General features: G+C 50.0%; 18 protein-coding genes and 1 tRNA gene. 12 read left to right on the top strand and 7 right to left on the bottom strand.

Annotated features, from left to right (window positions below):
- Positions 1–68: 68 nt before the first annotated feature.
- The 9 genes from IO95_RS03895 to IO95_RS23855 all read left to right on the top strand — a co-directional run bounded on the left by IO95_RS03895 (position 69) and on the right by IO95_RS23855 (position 7,782).
- Positions 69–554: a DUF2919 domain-containing protein gene (locus IO95_RS03895; protein WP_023492609.1), complete on the top strand. Its 486-nt coding sequence runs from the start codon at positions 69–71 to the stop codon at positions 552–554.
- 318 nt (positions 555–872) lie between these two features.
- Complete coding sequence (locus IO95_RS03890; protein WP_023492610.1) at positions 873–1,475, top strand: RpoE-regulated lipoprotein; 603 nt, start codon at positions 873–875, stop codon at positions 1,473–1,475.
- Between the two features lie 129 nt (positions 1,476–1,604).
- The gene (locus tag IO95_RS03885) at positions 1,605–2,507 is read left to right on the top strand and encodes a Dyp-type peroxidase (protein ID WP_023492611.1); all 903 of its coding nucleotides are present in this window, start codon (positions 1,605–1,607) and stop codon (positions 2,505–2,507) included.
- Positions 2,508–2,724: 217 nt separating this feature from the next.
- Positions 2,725–3,750 (top strand): sulfate ABC transporter substrate-binding protein, encoded by a 1,026-nt coding sequence (locus IO95_RS03880; RefSeq protein WP_023492612.1) that lies wholly within the window; start codon positions 2,725–2,727, stop codon positions 3,748–3,750.
- A complete protein-coding gene (gene cysT / locus IO95_RS03875) occupies positions 3,750–4,583 on the top strand; it encodes a sulfate/thiosulfate ABC transporter permease CysT (RefSeq protein WP_023492613.1) in 834 nt (277 codons plus the stop codon). Before IO95_RS03880 ends, cysT begins: the two co-directional genes overlap by 1 nt.
- Complete coding sequence (gene cysW, locus IO95_RS03870) at positions 4,583–5,449, top strand: sulfate/thiosulfate ABC transporter permease CysW (RefSeq protein WP_023492614.1); 867 nt, start codon at positions 4,583–4,585, stop codon at positions 5,447–5,449. The genes cysT and cysW overlap by 1 nt, the downstream gene beginning before the upstream one ends.
- Positions 5,446–6,534: a sulfate/thiosulfate ABC transporter ATP-binding protein CysA gene (cysA, locus tag IO95_RS03865; RefSeq protein ID WP_023492615.1), complete on the top strand. Its 1,089-nt coding sequence runs from the start codon at positions 5,446–5,448 to the stop codon at positions 6,532–6,534. Before cysW ends, cysA begins: the two co-directional genes overlap by 4 nt.
- Positions 6,535–6,600: 66 nt before the next feature.
- Positions 6,601–7,482, top strand: a complete 882-nt coding sequence (cysM, locus tag IO95_RS03860) for a cysteine synthase CysM (protein ID WP_037383944.1) — start codon at positions 6,601–6,603, stop codon at positions 7,480–7,482.
- A 105-nt stretch (positions 7,483–7,587) separates the two neighbouring features.
- On the top strand, positions 7,588–7,782 hold the full coding sequence (locus IO95_RS23855) for a CPCC family cysteine-rich protein (RefSeq protein WP_072011643.1): 195 nt from the start codon (positions 7,588–7,590) through the stop codon (positions 7,780–7,782).
- Between the two features lie 74 nt (positions 7,783–7,856).
- Here the strand turns inward: IO95_RS23855 and crr are convergent, their stop codons facing one another.
- From crr to cysZ, 5 genes are all read right to left on the bottom strand, one after another.
- Positions 7,857–8,366: a PTS glucose transporter subunit IIA gene (gene crr, locus IO95_RS03855; RefSeq protein WP_023491068.1), complete on the bottom strand. Its 510-nt coding sequence runs from the start codon at positions 8,364–8,366 to the stop codon at positions 7,857–7,859.
- Positions 8,367–8,415: 49 nt separating this feature from the next.
- Positions 8,416–10,143: a phosphoenolpyruvate-protein phosphotransferase PtsI gene (gene ptsI / locus IO95_RS03850; RefSeq protein ID WP_023491069.1), complete on the bottom strand. Its 1,728-nt coding sequence runs from the start codon at positions 10,141–10,143 to the stop codon at positions 8,416–8,418.
- Between the two features lie 46 nt (positions 10,144–10,189).
- The gene (ptsH, locus tag IO95_RS03845; protein ID WP_023491070.1) at positions 10,190–10,447 is read right to left on the bottom strand and encodes a phosphocarrier protein Hpr; all 258 of its coding nucleotides are present in this window, start codon (positions 10,445–10,447) and stop codon (positions 10,190–10,192) included.
- A gap of 403 nt (positions 10,448–10,850) precedes the next feature.
- Complete coding sequence (cysK, locus tag IO95_RS03840; protein ID WP_023491071.1) at positions 10,851–11,819, bottom strand: cysteine synthase A; 969 nt, start codon at positions 11,817–11,819, stop codon at positions 10,851–10,853.
- A 345-nt stretch (positions 11,820–12,164) separates the two neighbouring features.
- On the bottom strand, positions 12,165–12,923 hold the full coding sequence (gene cysZ / locus IO95_RS03835; RefSeq protein WP_023491072.1) for a sulfate transporter CysZ: 759 nt from the start codon (positions 12,921–12,923) through the stop codon (positions 12,165–12,167).
- Between the two features lie 221 nt (positions 12,924–13,144).
- Between cysZ and zipA the strand changes: the two genes are divergently transcribed.
- The 3 genes from zipA to IO95_RS03820 all read left to right on the top strand — a co-directional run bounded on the left by zipA (position 13,145) and on the right by IO95_RS03820 (position 16,519).
- Complete coding sequence (gene zipA / locus IO95_RS03830) at positions 13,145–14,107, top strand: cell division protein ZipA (RefSeq protein WP_023491073.1); 963 nt, start codon at positions 13,145–13,147, stop codon at positions 14,105–14,107.
- Positions 14,108–14,273: 166 nt separating this feature from the next.
- On the top strand, positions 14,274–16,295 hold the full coding sequence (ligA, locus tag IO95_RS03825; RefSeq protein ID WP_023491075.1) for an NAD-dependent DNA ligase LigA: 2,022 nt from the start codon (positions 14,274–14,276) through the stop codon (positions 16,293–16,295).
- Complete coding sequence (locus IO95_RS03820) at positions 16,295–16,519, top strand: DUF3820 family protein (RefSeq protein WP_023491077.1); 225 nt, start codon at positions 16,295–16,297, stop codon at positions 16,517–16,519. Before ligA ends, IO95_RS03820 begins: the two co-directional genes overlap by 1 nt.
- Before the next feature lie 74 nt (positions 16,520–16,593).
- On the opposite strand, the gene IO95_RS03815 is transcribed toward IO95_RS03820, so the two are convergent.
- On the bottom strand, positions 16,594–18,000 hold the full coding sequence (locus tag IO95_RS03815) for an 8-oxoguanine deaminase (protein WP_051791095.1): 1,407 nt from the start codon (positions 17,998–18,000) through the stop codon (positions 16,594–16,596).
- A gap of 253 nt (positions 18,001–18,253) precedes the next feature.
- Positions 18,254–18,392, bottom strand: a tRNA-Lys gene (locus tag IO95_RS25000).
- Positions 18,393–18,543: the final 151 nt, after the last annotated feature.

Genomic DNA, 18,543 nt, shown 5'->3' with positions numbered 1-18,543 from the left:
TCGTTATAGTTTAGCAAGTGATAAGCATAAACGAGAGTAAGTCTGAGAATGGGGACTGACGTCATAAGATGAGTAAGCAACAACCTTTGAAACGCACCGTTCTCCGGTTTTCACCGGATGATTATGATCAGCATGGTGTATTGCGTTTACCATGGTGGTTTTGGGGAGTATTAATTCTGCAGGCGCGTACCTGGATACTGTTTGTCATGGCAGGAGTGTCCCGTGACCAAGGGGCTGGGTTACTGCAACTGTTCTACCCTGATACTCAGCGCTTTTGGTTTGGCATGTTGCTGGGGCTACCTGCTGCCCTGGCTTTTGTCATCAGTGGACGTCGTCAGCATTGGCCCCGTCTGTGGTGTTGCTGGCGCTGGGTCTTAGTCATTGCTGTGGCTGTTGCTCTACTGGGGTCAGCTTACGGCGTGTGGCAACAGCAAGAGATGAACGTCCCTCCGGTAGATATCCTCCTGGTGTTGCTTGATGCGTTGGCGCTGAGCTATCTATTACTGAATCAACGCTTGATAGTGTGCTTTTCCCAGCCGGTGGAACCGAGTTGACGCAGGTCAGTGCACCTAGTGGGTGGCGGGGCTGACAATGGGGTGTCTGGTAACGGGGTTAATTGTTTTTTGGTGGCACTTTTCCCAATTTTTGTACTCCAAACTGGCAACTTACGCTAGAGCCCTGCGGTAATGGGGCTTAAGTCGCTAATCTGTACTCAAAATAATTCGCGTTTCTTGACAAAACGCTGTGTGTTTTGAACAGCGCTTGTGCTGGCTCCGAAGGAACGAGGCTCAGGAAGTGCTGAGTATCAGAGTGTAGTCAACACCCAAGTAACGTGGAGTATTAAAATTATGTTTTATATTAAGGAGTTATTGATGACTATTCGCCCGCTGTTATTAGGGCTGCCGCTGTTGCTGGCAGGGTGTTCTAGCAGTTCCAGCTTCTCTTGGCCTAGCTTCTCTTGGTCCAGCTTGTCACCGTTTAATTGGTTTGGTAGTAGCAGCATGGTGGTGAGTGAGAAAGGGGTCGGTGATATCACCGCGACAACACCGATGACAGCCTCAGCCATTAGCAAAGGCCTGCAGGATAACTATCCAATTCTGAGCGGTATGACTAGCTATCAAGGGCAAGTCGTTTCCTACTTTCAAGCGATGGCGGGGAATGACGTCAAGCTGGTGATTACTGGGGAATTTAAAGGGTCGGTACAACGGATCGAGGTCATGGACAGTAAAGTGCCTACCGAATGGGGCAGTAAACTTGGCACACCATTTAGTGAGTTATTCAGCAAGGCTTATGGTGCGTGCAAAGCGGGTGAAGGTGATAATGCTGGCAAAGTCGAGTGCGTAGCCACTCAGAGTCGCCATGTCAGCTATGTATTTAACGGCCAATGGGCAGGTCCGCAAGAGATTATTCCACCTGACAATATCCTGCAGAGTTGGACGGTAAGTAAAATTATCTGGCATGCGAAAGCACAATAATTTATCGCCGGGTTGCCGTTAACTGCTTTGTCTTCGGGTAGAGCTGCGTCTTTTACCAGATATAGGGTGTAACGCATTTTTCGTAGGGAAATGATCTGCTTACGAATTCAGAAAGTTGAGGATAATGATATGACACAGGTTCAGAGCGGTATTCTGTTGGAGCATTGCCGGTTTGCTATTTTTCTCGAAGCCAGGCTGCAAGGGGAACTTGCCGAGGTACGTCAGGGCTGCAAACAGTTTTGTCAGGTGCTAGGTGAGTTACAGCAGAAATTTCCTGATGCCCATTTAGGCGCAGTGGTCGCTTTTGGTTCTGAGATTTGGCATGCCCTTGCCAATGGTCAAGGTGCTAAAGAACTGAAGCCTTTCGTCCCGCTAGGCAAAGGGCTGGCACCGGCAACTCAGCGCGATATGTTGGTTCATATCCAGTCACTACGTCATGACGTCAATTTCACCTTGGCACAAGCGGCGTTAGCTGCTTTTGGTGCCGCGATCCATATTGAAGAAGAAACCCATGGGTTCCGCTGGGTGGAAGATCGTGATTTAAGTGGCTTTATTGACGGTACTGAAAACCCGAAAGGGGAACAACGCGCCGAAGTTGCGGTGATTGGTGAAGGTGAAGAGGATGCCGGCGGGAGTTACGTCCTGGTACAACGTTACGAGCATAATTTGGGTCGTCCATGGCAAGGGTTGACCACTGAACAGCAAGAAAAGGTCATTGGCCGCACCAAGCAAGATAGTGAGGAGCTGCCAGCGGATCAACGGCCAGATACTTCACATGTTAGCCGGGTTGATCTGAAAGAGGACGGGGAAGGGTTGAAAATCCTGCGTCAGAGCTTGCCTTATGGTACCGCCAGCGGCAAACATGGCCTCTATTTCATTGCCTACTGTGCTCGCTTGCATAATATAGAAAAACAGCTGTTGAGCATGTTTGGTGAGTTGGATGGCAAACATGATGCGGTGCTGCGTTTCAGTAAGCCAGTGACGGGCAGTTACTACTTTGCCCCTTCGTTGACCCGCTTGTTATCGCTTTAATCTCTTTCTTCGGAGCCAGTTTACTGGCTCTAGCTTGCTACTCTTCCTGCGTGGTACTCCCTCTGCTACCTACCGTGCGCCTTGCCTTATAGCGTTTGATGATGGTAAAGCACTAAACATTCTATAAAAGCGTTACAACTCTGCATCGAGTTATCCATACACTGGTCAATATAGAAACGTCGTTTTTCTGGTTTGATGGTGAGTGACAAGGTGCACAATGAAATATACCTGGATCCCAAATAGAGTGTTGAAAGGCTACTTGGCGGTGGTGTTATTGACCAGCAGTGGTATCGCCTCGGCAGTTGAATTACTTAACAGTTCTTATGATGTGTCGCGCGAATTGTTTGCAGCGCTCAACCCTGGTTTTGAACAACAGTGGAACCAGCAACACCCAAGCGACAAGTTAACCATCAAACAGTCTCATGGCGGTTCATCTAAACAGGCTTTGGCTATTTTGCAGGGGCTACGTGCTGATGTCGTGACCTATAACCAGGTGAGTGATGTACAGATTTTGCACGCTCGTGGGCAATTAATTCCTCAAAACTGGCAGCAGCGCTTGCCGAACAACAGTTCACCGTTCTATTCCACCATGGCATTTCTGGTACGTAAGGATAATCCCAAGGGGATTCACACCTGGGCTGATCTAGTACGTGACGACGTCAAGTTAGTGTTCCCAAACCCGAAGACTTCCGGCAATGGTCGTTACACTTACCTGGCTGCCTGGGGGGCCACCAGCCAAGCCACCGATCACAATCAGGCCGCAGTCCGTGAGTTTATGACCCGCTTGCTGAAAAATGTGGTGGTGTTTGACACCGGAGGCCGGGGAGCAACCACCACTTTTGTTGAACGTGGTTTGGGGGATGTGCTTATCAGTTTTGAATCTGAAGTGAATAACATCCGCAAACAATACGGTGAGGAGAACTATCAGGTCATCGTTCCTGACGTGAATATTTTAGCGGAGTTTCCGGTGGCCTGGGTGGACAAAAACGTTGAAAAAAACGGCACCGAAAACGTCGCCAAAGCCTATCTGAGTTATCTCTACAGCCCCGCAGCGCAACAGATTATCAGCAGCTTTTATTACCGCGTCTATGACCCACAGGTGATGGCCGCAGCGAAAGGCCAGTTCCCGGCAACCCAACTATTTAGCGTTGAGGCGCAATTCGGTGGTTGGCCACAAGTGATGAGTACCCACTTTGCAACCGGTGGGGAGTTGGACCAACTGTTAGCAGCAGGGCGTAAGTGATGTTTTCTATAGCCAGCAAGCGAGTGTTACCCGGGTTCACTCTCAGCCTGGGGAGTAGCCTGCTTTACACTTGCCTGATTTTACTGTTGCCGCTCAGTGCATTGGTGATGCAATTGGCACAGATGAGCCTGGCACAGTATTGGCAGGTTATTACCCATCCTCAAGTGGTTGCCGCTTATCAAGTCACACTATTGGCTGCGGCGGTGGCCAGTATTTTTAATGCGTTATTTGGCATGTTGATGGCCTGGATCCTCACGCGTTATCAGTTTCCTGGCCGGGCTTTGCTTGATGGGCTGATGGATTTGCCTTTTGCATTGCCGACGGCGGTGGCGGGCTTGACCCTGGCCGGGTTATTTTCCACCACCGGTTGGTATGGTCAGTGGCTGGCGCATTTCGATATCAAGGTTTCCTTTACCTGGCTAGGGATTGCGGTGGCGATGGCGTTCACCAGTATTCCTTTTGTGGTGCGCACTGTGCAGCCAGTGTTGGAAGAACTGGGCCCAGAATATGAAGAGGCAGCGGAAACCTTGGGAGCGAACCGTTGGCAGAGCTTTCGGTTGGTGGTTTTGCCTGAAGTGGCTCCTGCATTGTTGGCGGGTACGGCGCTGTCATTTACCCGTAGTCTCGGTGAGTTTGGCGCAGTGATCTTCATTGCAGGCAATATCGCCTGGAAAACAGAAGTGACTTCTTTGATGATTTTTGTGCGGTTACAGGAGTTCGACTACCCGGCCGCCAGTGCCATTGCCTCGGTGATTTTGGCGGTATCACTGCTGTTACTGTTTGCAATTAACACCTTACAGAGCCGCTTTGGTCGGCGGATTGGAGGGCGCTGATGGCTGATCTTATTGCTGTAGATGAGGCAACACGCCCACGTATCAATGGGCTTAAATGGTTACTGATCTTGGTGGGCGTGCTGTTTTCGATCCTGCTATTAGTGGTGCCGATGGCGATGATTTTCATTGAAGCATTCTCTTCGGGTATCGCTGCGGTAGGGCATAACCTGGCTGACCGGGACATGTTACATGCTATCTGGCTGACGCTGCTGGTGGCATTAATCACGGTTCCGGTCAATCTGCTGTTTGGTACCTTGCTGGCCTGGCTGGTGACACGTTTTACTTTCCCTGGCCGCCAGTTGCTGTTGACGCTGTTCGATATGCCGTTTGCTGTATCGCCGGTGGTGGCTGGGTTGTTGTATCTGCTGTTCTACGGCAGTAATGGGCCGCTAGGGGGTTGGCTTGAGGCCCATGACTTGCAATTGATGTTTGCCTGGCCCGGTATGGTGTTGGTAACGGTATTTGTCACCTGCCCGTTTGTGGTGCGCGAACTGGTGCCATTGATGATGAGCCAGGGGAGTCAGGAAGATGAAGCGGCAGTGTTGCTTGGCGCTTCTGGTTGGCAGATGTTTCGCCGCGTGACCCTGCCGAATATTCGTTGGGCGCTGTTGTATGGGGTGGTGCTGACCAATGCCCGCGCGATTGGTGAATTTGGTGCGGTCTCAGTGGTTTCCGGTGCCATTCGTGGCGAAACCTATACGTTGCCGCTGCAGGTTGAATTACTGCATCAGGATTACAACACCGCAGGGGCATTTACGGCGGCGGCTCTGCTGACCTTAATGGCAATAGTGACACTATTTTTGAAAAGTGCCTTGCAATGGCGCTTGGCTCGTCAAAATATTCGTCTCGAACAGGAGGAACTATGAGTATTGAGATTGGTGGTATCAATAAGTTTTTTGGTCGTACCAAGGTATTGAACGATATCTCGCTGGTTATTCCTTCTGGTGAGATGGTGGCGCTGTTGGGGCCTTCGGGTTCTGGCAAAACCACCTTGCTACGCATTATCGCCGGGTTGGAAACCCAAAGTGGTGGCAAGCTGGGGTTTCACGGTACGGATGTGAGCCGCATGCATGCGCGTGATCGTCGTGTCGGTTTTGTGTTTCAGCATTATGCCTTATTTCGTCATATGACGGTGTTTGACAATATTGCCTTTGGTTTAACGGTGCTGCCACGCCGTGAGCGCCCGAATAGCGCGGCAATCAAACAGCGGGTAGAGCAGTTGCTGGCAATGGTCCAACTGAGCCATTTAGCTAACCGCTATCCGTCCCAGCTATCTGGTGGACAAAAACAGCGTGTGGCCTTGGCGCGTGCATTAGCCGTGGAACCGCAGATCCTGCTGTTGGATGAACCTTTTGGTGCCTTGGATGCCCAGGTGCGCAAAGAGCTGCGCACCTGGTTGCGCCAGTTGCATGAAGAGCTGAAATTCACCAGTGTGTTTGTCACCCACGACCAGGAAGAAGCAATGGAAGTGGCGGACCGCATTGTGGTGATGAGTCAGGGGAATATTGAGCAAGTCGGCTCCCCGGTTGAGATTATGCGTGAGCCTGCCAGCCGCTTTGTGCTGGAATTTATGGGGGAAGTGAATCGCCTGCATGGCGAAATTCGCGGGACCCAGCTGTTTGTTGGGGCTCACCATTGGCCACTCTCTTTCCAACCCATTTATCAGGGGCCGGTTGATCTGTTCTTACGCCCTTGGGAGATGGAGCTTAGCAGCAAAAGCAGTGAGCGCTGCCCATTACCGGTGCAAGTTTTGGAAGTGAGCCCCCGTGGTCACTTCTGGCAATTGACGGTACAACCGATTGGTTGGCATCAAGAGCCGATCACGGTGGTGTTACCGCTCGGTCATATCACCCCCGCTCGTGGTGACCGTTACTATGTAGGGAGTCTTAATGCGCGCCTCTATGCCGGTGAACAACTATTACAACCGGTTGCGTTAGCCAAGATCGCCTGATAGTTTTTTGTTATCTCTATTTTAAGGCAACCTCGGGTTGCCTTTTACATGATATGGGCAATAAGAGTGACGATTCTGGAACAATGCATTGGCAATACGCCATTAGTAAAACTACAACGCTTGGCTGAAGGTTCAGGCAGTGAAGTCTGGGTTAAACTGGAAGGGAATAACCCGGCAGGTTCGGTGAAAGATCGCGCTGCTCTGGCGATGATCCAGCAAGCGGAACAGCGTGGTCGGCTTAAACCTGGGCATCAGATTATTGAAGCAACCAGCGGCAATACCGGGATCGCACTGGCAATGATTTGTGCGATGAAGGGGTACGCCCTGAAATTAATCATGCCGGATAATATGAGCATCGAACGCCAGGCGGCGATGAAAGCTTATGGTGCCGAGCTGATCCTGGTCACCCGAGAGCAAGGGATGGAAGGGGCACGAGATCTGGCGCTGGAAATGCAACAACAAGGGCTAGGGGTGGTGCTGGATCAGTTTAATAACCTGGCTAACCCCTATGCGCATTTCACCACCACTGGCCCAGAAATTTGGCAGCAGAGCGCGGGCCGTATCACCCATTTTGTCTCCAGTATGGGAACCACCGGCACCATTACCGGGGTGGGGGAGTACCTGAAAAGCCAAAACCCACAGGTACAAATTATCGGGTTACAACCTGCGCCCGGCAGCAGTATTCCGGGTATTCGCCGCTGGTCACCGGGCTATATGCCGGGGATTTTCCGCCCGGAGTTGGTCGATCAGGTGTTGGATATGAGCCAAAGTGACGCCGAGCAAACCATGCGCCAATTAGCGCAGCAGGAAGGGATCTTTTGTGGCGTCAGTTCTGGTGGCGCAGTTGCGGGTGCATTGCGTATGGCGCAGGGCAACCCCGGTAGTGTGATTGTGGCGATTATCTGCGATCGTGGTGATCGCTACCTCTCTACGGGTGTCTTTGATTAACGGTTTGTTAGTGCTGGGGCACTGAATACTTACTATCATTCATTTAGATGATGTGCCTAAAACTATGTTTAAACCTTTTGATAAAATAAAGTATTGCGAAAAACAATGACTGATGAATTTAATTGTCCATGTTGTGGTGGAAAAACGATAGATAACATAGGTGACTATGAAATTTGCCCCATATGTAAATGGGAGGATGATCCAGTTCAATCGAAGGAACCATCATATACAGGAGGAGCTAACAGAATGAGCTTGAATGAAGCTAGGGAGGCGTTTAGACAAGGTAAAAAAGTAGAATAATGAATGTGATAGTTCTATAGACAATAAAAACCCCATGTAAACATGGGGTTTAGTGGCATTACGACAGACGACAGTTACTTCTTGATGCGGATAATCGGGGTTTCGCCCACAACTACGCTACCGGACAGTTTGATCAACTCTTTGATCTCATCCATGTTGGAGATAACAACCGGCGTCAAGGTTGATTTAGCTTTCTCTTCCAACAGCGGCAGATCAAACTCGATCACCACATCCCCTTTCTTGACACGTTGGCCTTCTTCCGCGATGCGCTTAAAGCCTTCGCCTTTCAGTTCTACAGTGTCAATACCAAAGTGAACAAACAGCTCAATACCGCTGTCGGATTCGATAGAAAACGCATGGTTGGTTTCGAAAATTTTACCGATGGTCCCATCCACTGGGGCGACCATCTTGTTGCCAGCGGGTTTGATAGCAATACCATCACCAACGATTTTCTCAGCGAATACTACATCTGGTACATCTTCGATATTGACGATTTCGCCAGAAATTGGAGCAACGATCTCAATTGTGCCGGTATCTTTTTTGTCATCAGAAACCAGAGATTTCAGTTTATCGAACAACCCCATGATCTTCTCCTAAGTATTAAATTGGGCGGCTTTCCAGTGTCGTAGCAGTTTAGCAGCGTGTATTTTCTTCGATGAATTTATCTACGCAATCCATCAATTCTTTCGCCGTGGGTTGTGCCAAGGCTTGCGCGGCTAATGCTTTCACATCTTCGAAGTTCGTGTTACGAATAATTTTCTTGATGCGTGGGATTGAAATCGAACTCATACTGAATTCATCCAGCCCCATGCCCAATAACAACAGTGTAGCACGCTCATCCCCCGCAAGCTCACCACACATACCGGTCCACTTGCCTTGCGCATGAGATGCGTCAATGACCTGTTTAATCAGACCTAATACAGATGGAGACATCGGGTTGTAAAGATGAGAAATCAGCTCATTACCGCGATCTACCGCTAGAGTATACTGGGTAAGATCGTTTGTCCCAATACTAAAGAAGTCAACTTCCTTCGCCAGATGGTGAGCAACCACAGCAGCAGCTGGTGTTTCGACCATCACACCCACTTCAATGGATTCGTCAAACTCTTTGCCTTCCTGCCGTAGTTGCGCCTTCAAGGTTTCCAATTCGCCTTTCAGGTCGCGCACTTCTTCAACTGAGATGATCATGGGGAACATGATACGCAGTTTACCAAATGCAGAAGCTCGCAGAATAGCGCGCAGTTGTGCGTGCAGGATTTCCCGGCGGTCCATCGCGATGCGGATCGCACGCCAGCCAAGGAATGGGTTCTCTTCCTTTGGCAGGTTCATATACGGTAAGTCTTTATCACCACCGATATCCATGGTACGAACGATCACTGCCTGAGAGCCCATGGCTTGTGCAACCGCTTTATACGCCAGGAACTGTTCATCTTCTGTTGGCAGAGAATCGCGGTCCATAAACAGAAACTCGGTACGATACAGGCCGACACCTTCCGCGCCGTTACGCTCAGCACCCGCGACATCACGCACGGTACCAATGTTAGCGCAGACTTCAACCTGGTGCCCATCCAGCGTGATGGCTGGCAGGTCTTTCAGTTTAGCCAACTCGTTTTTTTCAGAGACGTATTGATTGTGAATAGCTTTAAGCTGTTCGATAACATCTGCTGTGGGGTTGACGTAAATATGGTTATTGACGGCATCCAGGATCAGATAATCGTCATTTTTCACCTGCGTAGTCACGTCGCTGGTACCGACGATAGCCGGTAATTCCAAAGAACGCGCCATGATCGAGGTGTGAGAAGTCCGGCCCCCCAGGTCAGTAATAAAACCCAGTACTTTATCCAGGTTTAATTGTGCCGTTTCGGAAGGGGTCAGGTCAGCAGCCACCAAAATGACTTGGTCCTGAATGGCGCTTAAATCGACAATGGGCATACCCAGGATATTGCGCAACAAACGCTTGCCAATATCGCGCACATCGGCTGCGCGCTCTTTCAGGTACTCATCATCCAGTTCTTCCAGTGCTTTCGCCTGGCCTTCGATCACGTTGTAAGCCGCAGCATCAGCAGAGGCCAGATTGTCTTTGATGAGGGCTATGATTTCCTGTTCAAGTTCTTCGTCTTCCAACAGCATGATGTGGCCTTCGAAGATAGCTTCTTTCTCTTCGCCGAAGGTCTCGCCCGCTTTGGTCTTGATCACCTCCAACTGTTCAGAAGCCTTGGCTCGGCCAGCCAGAAAACGTGAGACCTCTTGTTCAACCTGGTCCGCCGAGATTTTTTTCCGGTTGATGACAATCTCATCTTCTTTCAGTAAGAGCGCCTTACCAAAAGCAATACCCGGTGATACTAAAATGCCTGAAATCATAACCCTACCTTACTCATGACTGGTGTTAACTAAAAAGACGAGCTGGTTATTCAAGCTCTGCCATCAGTTTTACCAAATGCTCAACGGCTTTTTGCTCATCTTCACCGGTGGCTTCGATGGTGACTACGGTCCCTTGAGTCAGACCCAGCGTTTGCAGTTTAAACAGACTTTTGGCGCTAGCGCTTTTGCCATTGGAAGTCACAGAAATGTCAGACACGAAGCCTTTGGCTTCTTTAACGAACTGAGCAGCAGGGCGGGTATGCAGACCATTAGGTGCGGTGATAGTAACTTCTTGCTGGAACATTGGTATTTCCCCAACTTATTAGGATTAATGTTGTGGAGCTAAAGTTTAGCCTGAAGGCGTCATTTTAGCTTGTCTGTTTAGCGCCTGACTATGTTGTTACAGGGGCAAGGGTTGATGCAACAAAAAACGACGCTTTAGGCAGTTCAGATCAAAAAACTTAACTTGCGACGTCGTTTGAATCAGCTTCTTATTATGCCGTGTTTTCTACTGAAGCGACAAATGGGTAAATCGATTCAGCTGAAACAATAGCAGGAAGGCGATTAATTTTATGCACCAAAATAATTGCTCGCTTAAATACTAAAGCCAGCCGCTAAAAGCAATCTTCAAGTAGTGTAAACTTTGAAGTAGACCACAAAAAAGCACCCGAAAGGATGCTTTTTGAGCGGTTTTTGAGCCATTTAGTCTATTGCTGTAACTCTTGTTCGGTAAACAAATCGGCGAATAGCGCAGTGCTTAAATAACGTTCACCCGAGGAAGGCAGAATAACCACAATGGTCTTGTCAGCAAAATCTGGCTCTGCGGCGAGTTTGGCTGCGGCTGCGACGGCGGCCCCTGATGAAATCCCCGCCAGTATGCCTTCTTCTTCCATTAACCGCCGAGCCATGGCAATTGCATCATCGTTAGTGACTTGTTCAACGCGATCTATCAGGCTCAGGTCCAGGTTATCTGGAATGAAACCGGCACCGATGCCCTGGATTTTGTGTGGACCGGGTTTGATTTCAGCACCAGCTCGTGCCTGGCTGATCACGGGTGAGTCAGTGGGTTCAACCGCTACACTGATAATCGCCTTGCCTTGCGTGTTCTTGATGTAACGGCTGACGCCAGTCAAGGTGCCACCGGTGCCAACGCCGGCGATAAACACATCGACTTTGCCGTCGGTATCTGCCCAGATTTCAGGCCCAGTGGTTTTTTCATGAATCGCTGGGTTGGCGGGGTTACTGAACTGTTGCAGTAGGATATAGCGGCCAGGATCGGTTGCCACAATCTCTTCGGCTTTGGCTATCGCCCCTTTCATGCCTTTAGCGCCTTCCGTCAGCACCAGGTTGGCACCCAGGGCTTTGAGCAGTTTACGACGCTCAATACTCATGGTTTCAGGCATGGTCAAGGTTAACGGATAACCGCGAGCAGCGGCGACAAAAGCCAGTGCAATCCCGGTGTTACCGCTGGTAGGTTCGACCAGTTCTTTACCCGGGGTTAGAATGCCGCGTTTTTCGGCATCCCAGATCATATTGGCACCGATACGGCATTTGACACTGAAACTCGGGTTACGAGACTCAACTTTGGCGAGAATACGCCCGTTGCCGATACGGTTCAGGCGAACCAGCGGCGTATGGCCGATTGTTAATGAGTTATCTTCATATATCTTGCTCATAGCCTTTCCTTTAACTCTATGAAAATTTAGGGAACATACAGAGCATACGCTAACTCTGCCAGCAAGGAAGAAAGGAATTGCTATAACGATATGTTATTAAGAAATAAGTTTTATACCCCTAATCATTCGCGCTGTAACGGAGTTGGTAGCAATGCAAATAAACCTGGTTGCTTATCCGACAAGCTACAGTGAGACTACCGTGATGTTGGGCATTAACTACAACTTCTAATTGGGTACTTTTTCTCCCTGTCAGCGCGTTATCGGCTGCGGACAGGGAGAAAATATGCGTTTTTGTCAGTTCCTTCCTTTGGTCGACTTTATGGCACTCTCCGTACCACAGAGTCTCTAGCGGACGAATTGCGCACGATAGTGGTCCACCCACATTGCCGTTGCACCACACACCGCGACGGGCAGGATCACCAGATTGAGGATCGGGATCATGGTGAAGAGGCTCACCAAGGCACCAAACTGCAGATTATCGGCTCTGCGTGCACGCAAGGCTTTGCGCATATCGGCAAAACTGATTTTGTGGTTATCAAAAGGGTAGTCACAGTATTGAATTGCTAACATCCAGGCACTGAACAGAAACCATAATAGCGGTGCGACGGTTTGGCCGATGCCTGGTACGAAAAAAAGCAATACCAGGACTAACGCACGTGGCAGGTAGTACATCAGTTTGCGCCACTCACGGGACATGATACGTGGCAGATCTTTAACGATCCCAAGTATACCGGTGTCCGGCAGAGGTTGACCGGTGAGGCTTTTTTCCAACTGTTCCGCCAGTAAACCGCAAAACGGTGCGGAGATCAGGTTGGTGATGGTGCTGAACAGATAGCTGAATACCAATAAAACCGTCACCACCGTCAGTGGCCAGAGCAAGTAGCTTAACCATTGCAACCAGCTCGGTATATGGCTCATGAGGCTTGGGATCCACTGGCCTAACTGGCTGAATAGCCACCAGAAAGCGGACCCCATCAGCAGCACATTGACCAGCAATGGTAAGACGACATAGCGTTTGATCCCCGGGCGTGAAATCAGTCGCCACCCTTCGGTAAAATAATGTATACCGCTGCGGGGTTTGGCTGGAGGCTGCATATAGGACATGTTAAGTTTATCTCTTCATCTGAATGGGCAGCGCTATCATATCGGGATGAGTTTTTTCTTGCTAGGGTGTGATTGGCTGAAAAAGAAGCAAAAAAATGCAATATCATCATCTTTATGGCCATAAAGTTCAGTCCGGGCTTGCACTTGTGCCTGCAGGCAAATAAAGTTAAAGAGTGAATGTTTGCCGTGGTGGCAATGTATCGAAACAACTAGAGATAGCAATGATGCAAGATTTGCGTCTTATATTAATCGTTGTTGGCGCGATCGCCATAATAGCGTTGTTATTGCATGGGTTGTGGACCAGCCGTAAAGAACGCTCGTCAATTTTTCGTGATCGCCCAATAAAACGTGCCAAAAACGAGCGTGAGCTAAGCCCACTTGATGATCCTGACGAAGGCGTAGGAGAGGTTCGTATTCGTTCCACTCGTTCGCAGAGTGAGCCGACAATGGGGCGTTTTGATACGGAACACGAAGAACCCGCGCGCTCTCCACAGACCGTTGACTCCTCTTCGTCAGACATATATCAGTCTGAGCCATTGGCAGCGCAGCAGGATAATGGTGATATTCTGCTGGATAACTACGGGCAGAATGACGACGCTCATCAGCAGCCGTTCTCAGCATCACATCGTGAGCCTCAGCGTGAAGATTTATCGCCAGTCTCCCAGCCAACGGAACCGCTGCATCAGTCTAAACCAGAAACAAAAGTGGCTGAAGTATCACCGTCCTCACAGCCGGCTCAAGAACCGGTAAAATCAGCAAAACGGGCAGAGACAGTTCTGGTGTTGCATGTATCGGCACATCATGGGGGCCTGATTGGCGGTGAGTTGTTGCTACAGAGCATCTTGCAGGCGGGTTTTCAGTTTGGCGAAATGGGCATTTTCCACCGTCATATCAGCCCGGCCGGGAGTGGCCCTGTGTTATTCAGCTTAGCTAATATGGTCAAACCGGGTTCTTTTGATCCTGAAGCCATGTCAGACTTTTCTACACCGGGTGTATCAATATTTATGATGGTGCCGTCTTATGGTGACGCCAGTCAAAATTTCAAGCTGATGCTGCAGTCGGCCCAGCGTATTGCTGATGATGTCGGTGGTGTGGTATTGGATGATGAACGCCATCTGATGACACCACAAAAGTTGGAAACCTATAAAGCCCGCATCCGAGCAGTGTTGGAAAGCAGGTCCTGATAAATTACAGCGTTCCCCATTCCTGATGGGGGAGCGTGACTGACAACTAGGGTGAGCCAACGGATATCGTGGTGCAAATCTTCGATAGTTTGCTGGCAAAACTGTTCTTTTGTTAACAACTCTAAACCTCCGCCAGCCGGGGGTTTTTTATCTTTAATGGTGGGTCATGGCCTCGATTAACGAAACAATCAATCAACTACGAACCTCATTACGCCACCACGAATATCAGTATCACGTACTTGATGCACCACAGATCCCAGATGCGGAATATGATCGCCTGATGCATCAACTGCGTGAGTTGGAAGCGGCACATCCAGAACTGGTCACCGCAGACTCACCCACACAACGAGTCGGTGCGGCACCGTTGACCGCCTTTGAACAGGTGCGCCATGAAGTTCCGATGTTATCGTTGGATAACGTTTTTGATGAAGAGAGCTATCTGGCATTTTACAAGCGTGTGCAGGATCGTTTGAAAAGCAGTGAAGCACTAACCTTTTGTTGTGAGCTAAAGCTGGATGGGTTAGCGGTGAGTCTGCTGTATGAGGATGGTGAACTGGTACAAGCGGCCACGCGTGGTGATGGTACCACTGGCGAGAACATTACTGCCAATGTGCGTACTATCCGGGCCATCCCGCTGCGTTTGACTGGAACCGATATTCCACGCCGTTTGGAAGTGCGCGGCGAAGTGTTTATGCCACAGGCCGGTTTTGAACAGATGAACCAGGAAGCACGGCGTAAAGACGGAAAGATTTTCGCCAATCCGCGTAATGCGGCTGCAGGTTCACTGCGTCAGCTTGATCCACGCATTACCGCCAAGCGACCGTTAACCTTTTTTTGTTACGGGGTAGGGGTGCTGGAAGGGGGCGAATTGCCGCGCAGCCATTGGCAACGCCTGATGCAATTCAGAGACTGGGGCTTGCCTGTCAGTAATCAAGTCAAGCTTTGTACTGGCAGTGCTGAAGTGCTGGCATTTTATCACCAGGTAGAAGCAGCGCGTGCTCATCTTGGCTTTGATATTGATGGTGTGGTGGTCAAGGTTGATGATATCGACTTGCAGGAAGCCTTGGGTTTTGTTGCCCGGGCACCACGTTGGGCGACGGCATTCAAATTTCCGGCGCAAGAGCAGATTACGCTAGTGCGCGAAGTGGAGTTCCAGGTTGGTCGCACCGGGGCCATCACGCCAGTAGCACGTTTGGAACCGGTACAGGTGGCGGGTGTGGTGGTCAGCAATGCCACATTGCATAATGCTGATGAAATTGAACGTCTCGGCCTGCGTATTGGCGACACCGTGATTGTGCGTCGTGCGGGGGATGTGATCCCGCAAGTGGTGGGGGTGATAACAGAAAACCGCCCACTGGATGCGCGTGAAGTGGTGTTTCCATGCCATTGCCCGGTTTGTGGGTCTGATATCGAACGGGTAGAAGGGGAAGCGGTTGCTCGTTGTACCGGTGGTTTGTTCTGTGCCGCCCAGCGCAAAGAAGCATTGAAGCATTTTGTTTCCCGTCGTGCGCTGGATGTTGATGGTATGGGCGATAAAATCATCGAACAACTGGTGGATAAAGAGTATGTCAAAAATCCGGCTGATCTGTTCCATCTTTCGGCGGGTTTGCTCACCGGTTTGGATCGAATGGGGCCTAAGTCGGCACAGAATCTGGTTAATGCATTAGAGGCTGCCAAACAAACCACCTTTGCTCGCTTCCTGTATGCGCTGGGTATTCGTGAGGTGGGTGAAGCGACAGCAGCCAATCTGGCGGCACATTTTGGTTCGTTAGAAAGCCTGCAAGCGGCAACTCTCGATTCGCTAAAACAGGTGCCAGATGTTGGTGAGATCGTTGCGCGCCATGTGGTGAATTTCTTTGCTGAAGCGCATAAGCAACAGGTGATTGCCGAGCTGATCAGCCCAGCGGTAGGTATTCATTGGCCAGCGCCGGCGGTGATTGTTGCCGAAGAGATAGACAGCCCGTTCGCTGGTAAAACCGTGGTGTTGACAGGTTCGCTCAGCCAGCTTTCTCGCGATGAAGCTAAAGATCGACTCACGGCGTTAGGTGCCAAGGTCAGCGGCAGTGTTTCTAAAAAAACTGATCTGGTGATTGCTGGTGAGGCAGCCGGTTCCAAGTTGGCCAAGGCTCAGGAGCTGGGTATCAAGGTGATCGACGAAGCGGAAATGATCCGCCTGTTGGGTGCCTGATGGAAAAAGAGAACCTGATTGAGATCGCCAACACCATTATGCCTTTTGGTAAGTATCAGGGCAGGGCATTGATTGACTTACCGGAGGAGTATCTGCTGTGGTTTGCCCGCAAGGGTGAATTCCCTAACGGTAAGTTGGGCATGCTGATGGAAATGACGCTGGCGATTAAAATTGAAGGGTTGGACTATCTGGTTAAACCGTTGAAGAGAAACCCACCGCAGTAATATACGGTGGGTATATATTCAATAACCGATAGGTCTGGCAACGGGTAGTGTCCTATTTTTACATGGCGTGGAGATCACGAGCCAGTAACCAACTGTTGTGCCAGGCGATTGTGCTGCTCGATCACCAGCGGCATATCTACCGTGACCACTTTCCCATTCTCCACCACGATGCGGCCATTGATGATGTTGTAGGCCACTTTCCCTGGGTTACAAAACACCAGTGCTGCGAGGGGATCGTGCTGTGCGCCAGCCAAGCCGATATTATTGAGATTGAACACGGCAATATCAGCCATCATGTCGGGTGCCAGTGAACCGATATCGTCACGGTTAAGGTTTTTAGCCCCACCCAAGGTGGCAATCTCCAATGCTTCACGGGCAGTGAGTGCTTCCGGGCCAAAACCGACGCGCTGTAATAATAATGCCTGGCGTACTTCCGCTATCATGTCGGCACTGTCGTTGGAGGCGGAGCCATCAACGCCAAGGCCAACATGCATGCCAGCATCAAGCATCTGGCGAATTGGTGCAATACCCGACCCCAGGCGCATATTGGAGCATGGGCAATGGGCTACCCCGGTACCGGTACGAGCAAACAGCTTGATACCGTAGTCGTCGAGTTTTACACAGTGCGCATGCCATACGTCATGGCCGACCCATTCGAGATCTTCCACATACTGAGCCGGGGTTTTATTGAAGGTTTTTTGGCTATATTCAATATCGCTGACGTTTTCTGCCAGATGTGTATGCAGCGACACGCCATAGGTGCGTGCCAGTTTTGCCGAGTCGCGCATCAGTTGCTCACTCACCGAGAAAGGTGAACAGGGGGCAACCACGATACGGATCATTGCCCCGCGACTGGCATCGTGAAACTGTTCAATCACTCTTTGCGTGTCTTTAAGGATTGCATTTTCATTTTCAACAATGGAGTCAGGCGGTAAACCACCTTGCTTACGTCCCACACTCATACTGCCGCGACAGGCGTGGAAGCGCATCCCAATCTCCTGAGCAGCTTCAATACTGTCATCCAGCTTGATGCCATTGGGGTAAACATATTGGTGATCACTGGAAGTGGTACAGCCAGAAAGCATTAACTCGGCCATCGCGGTTTTGGTGGCGATTTTCATCATTTCCGGGGTCAGTTTTTCCCAGATAGGGTAGAGCGCGGTCAGCCATTTGAACAGTTCACCATTCTGTGCATCTGGGATCACGCGGGTCAAACTTTGGTACATATGGTGATGGGTGTTAATCAGGCCAGGGATCACAATATGACCTTTAAGATCGATAACGCGGTCTGCTGTTTGCGGCACTTCGTTTTCCGTGCCTACCGCCACAATGGTATTGCCTTTGATAAACAGGCAGCCTTTTTTAATTTCCCGGCGATCTTTATCCATTGTTACTAGCAGGTCAGCATTTTTTAGCAGCAGCGTTTGCCCAACAGTAGGGAGTGCAGCATGGGCTTTCACCTCGGCCAGCGAGGTTGCCATTCTCTCTTTTCCATCCATCATGTTTCCTTGATTAAATGCGCTTGGCTAAGCAGTTTTGAGTGCGAGTTGTTGCACCTAGTATCGTAGAACATGGATGACAACTGTTTGACTGCGCCGACGAAAATGCCAATAAGTAAAATTAAATAGCGAGAGTGGCTAAATAGTTGCGTTTAATTGTGGGGTAGGTGGGGATAAGTTCGTAGGATCTGTAAGGTTGAGTGTTTAGGGAATGGTTGAGTGTTATTAAGAGAGATGGTGGGTCGTGCAGGATTGACTCGGCCTCCGGCCTCGCCCTGCGGGCAACGCTGCGCGTTGTCGTCTCGCTTCGCTCGGCTCGAACCTGCGACCAATTGATTAAAAGTCAACGGCTCTACCGACTGAGCTAACGACCCATATTAGTGAGCTAACTGCTCAAGACATGGTTACTACTATTTAAAACTGTGCAAATCATTTGGGGTGCAGGATTGAGTCGTGGGATCTATGAGGTTGAGTGTTTGGGAATGATTGAGTGTTATTAAGAGAGATGGTGGGTCGTGCAGGATT

Source organism: Serratia sp. DD3, from assembly GCF_000496755.2.
This window is presented reverse-complemented; position numbering and strand designations above follow the sequence as displayed.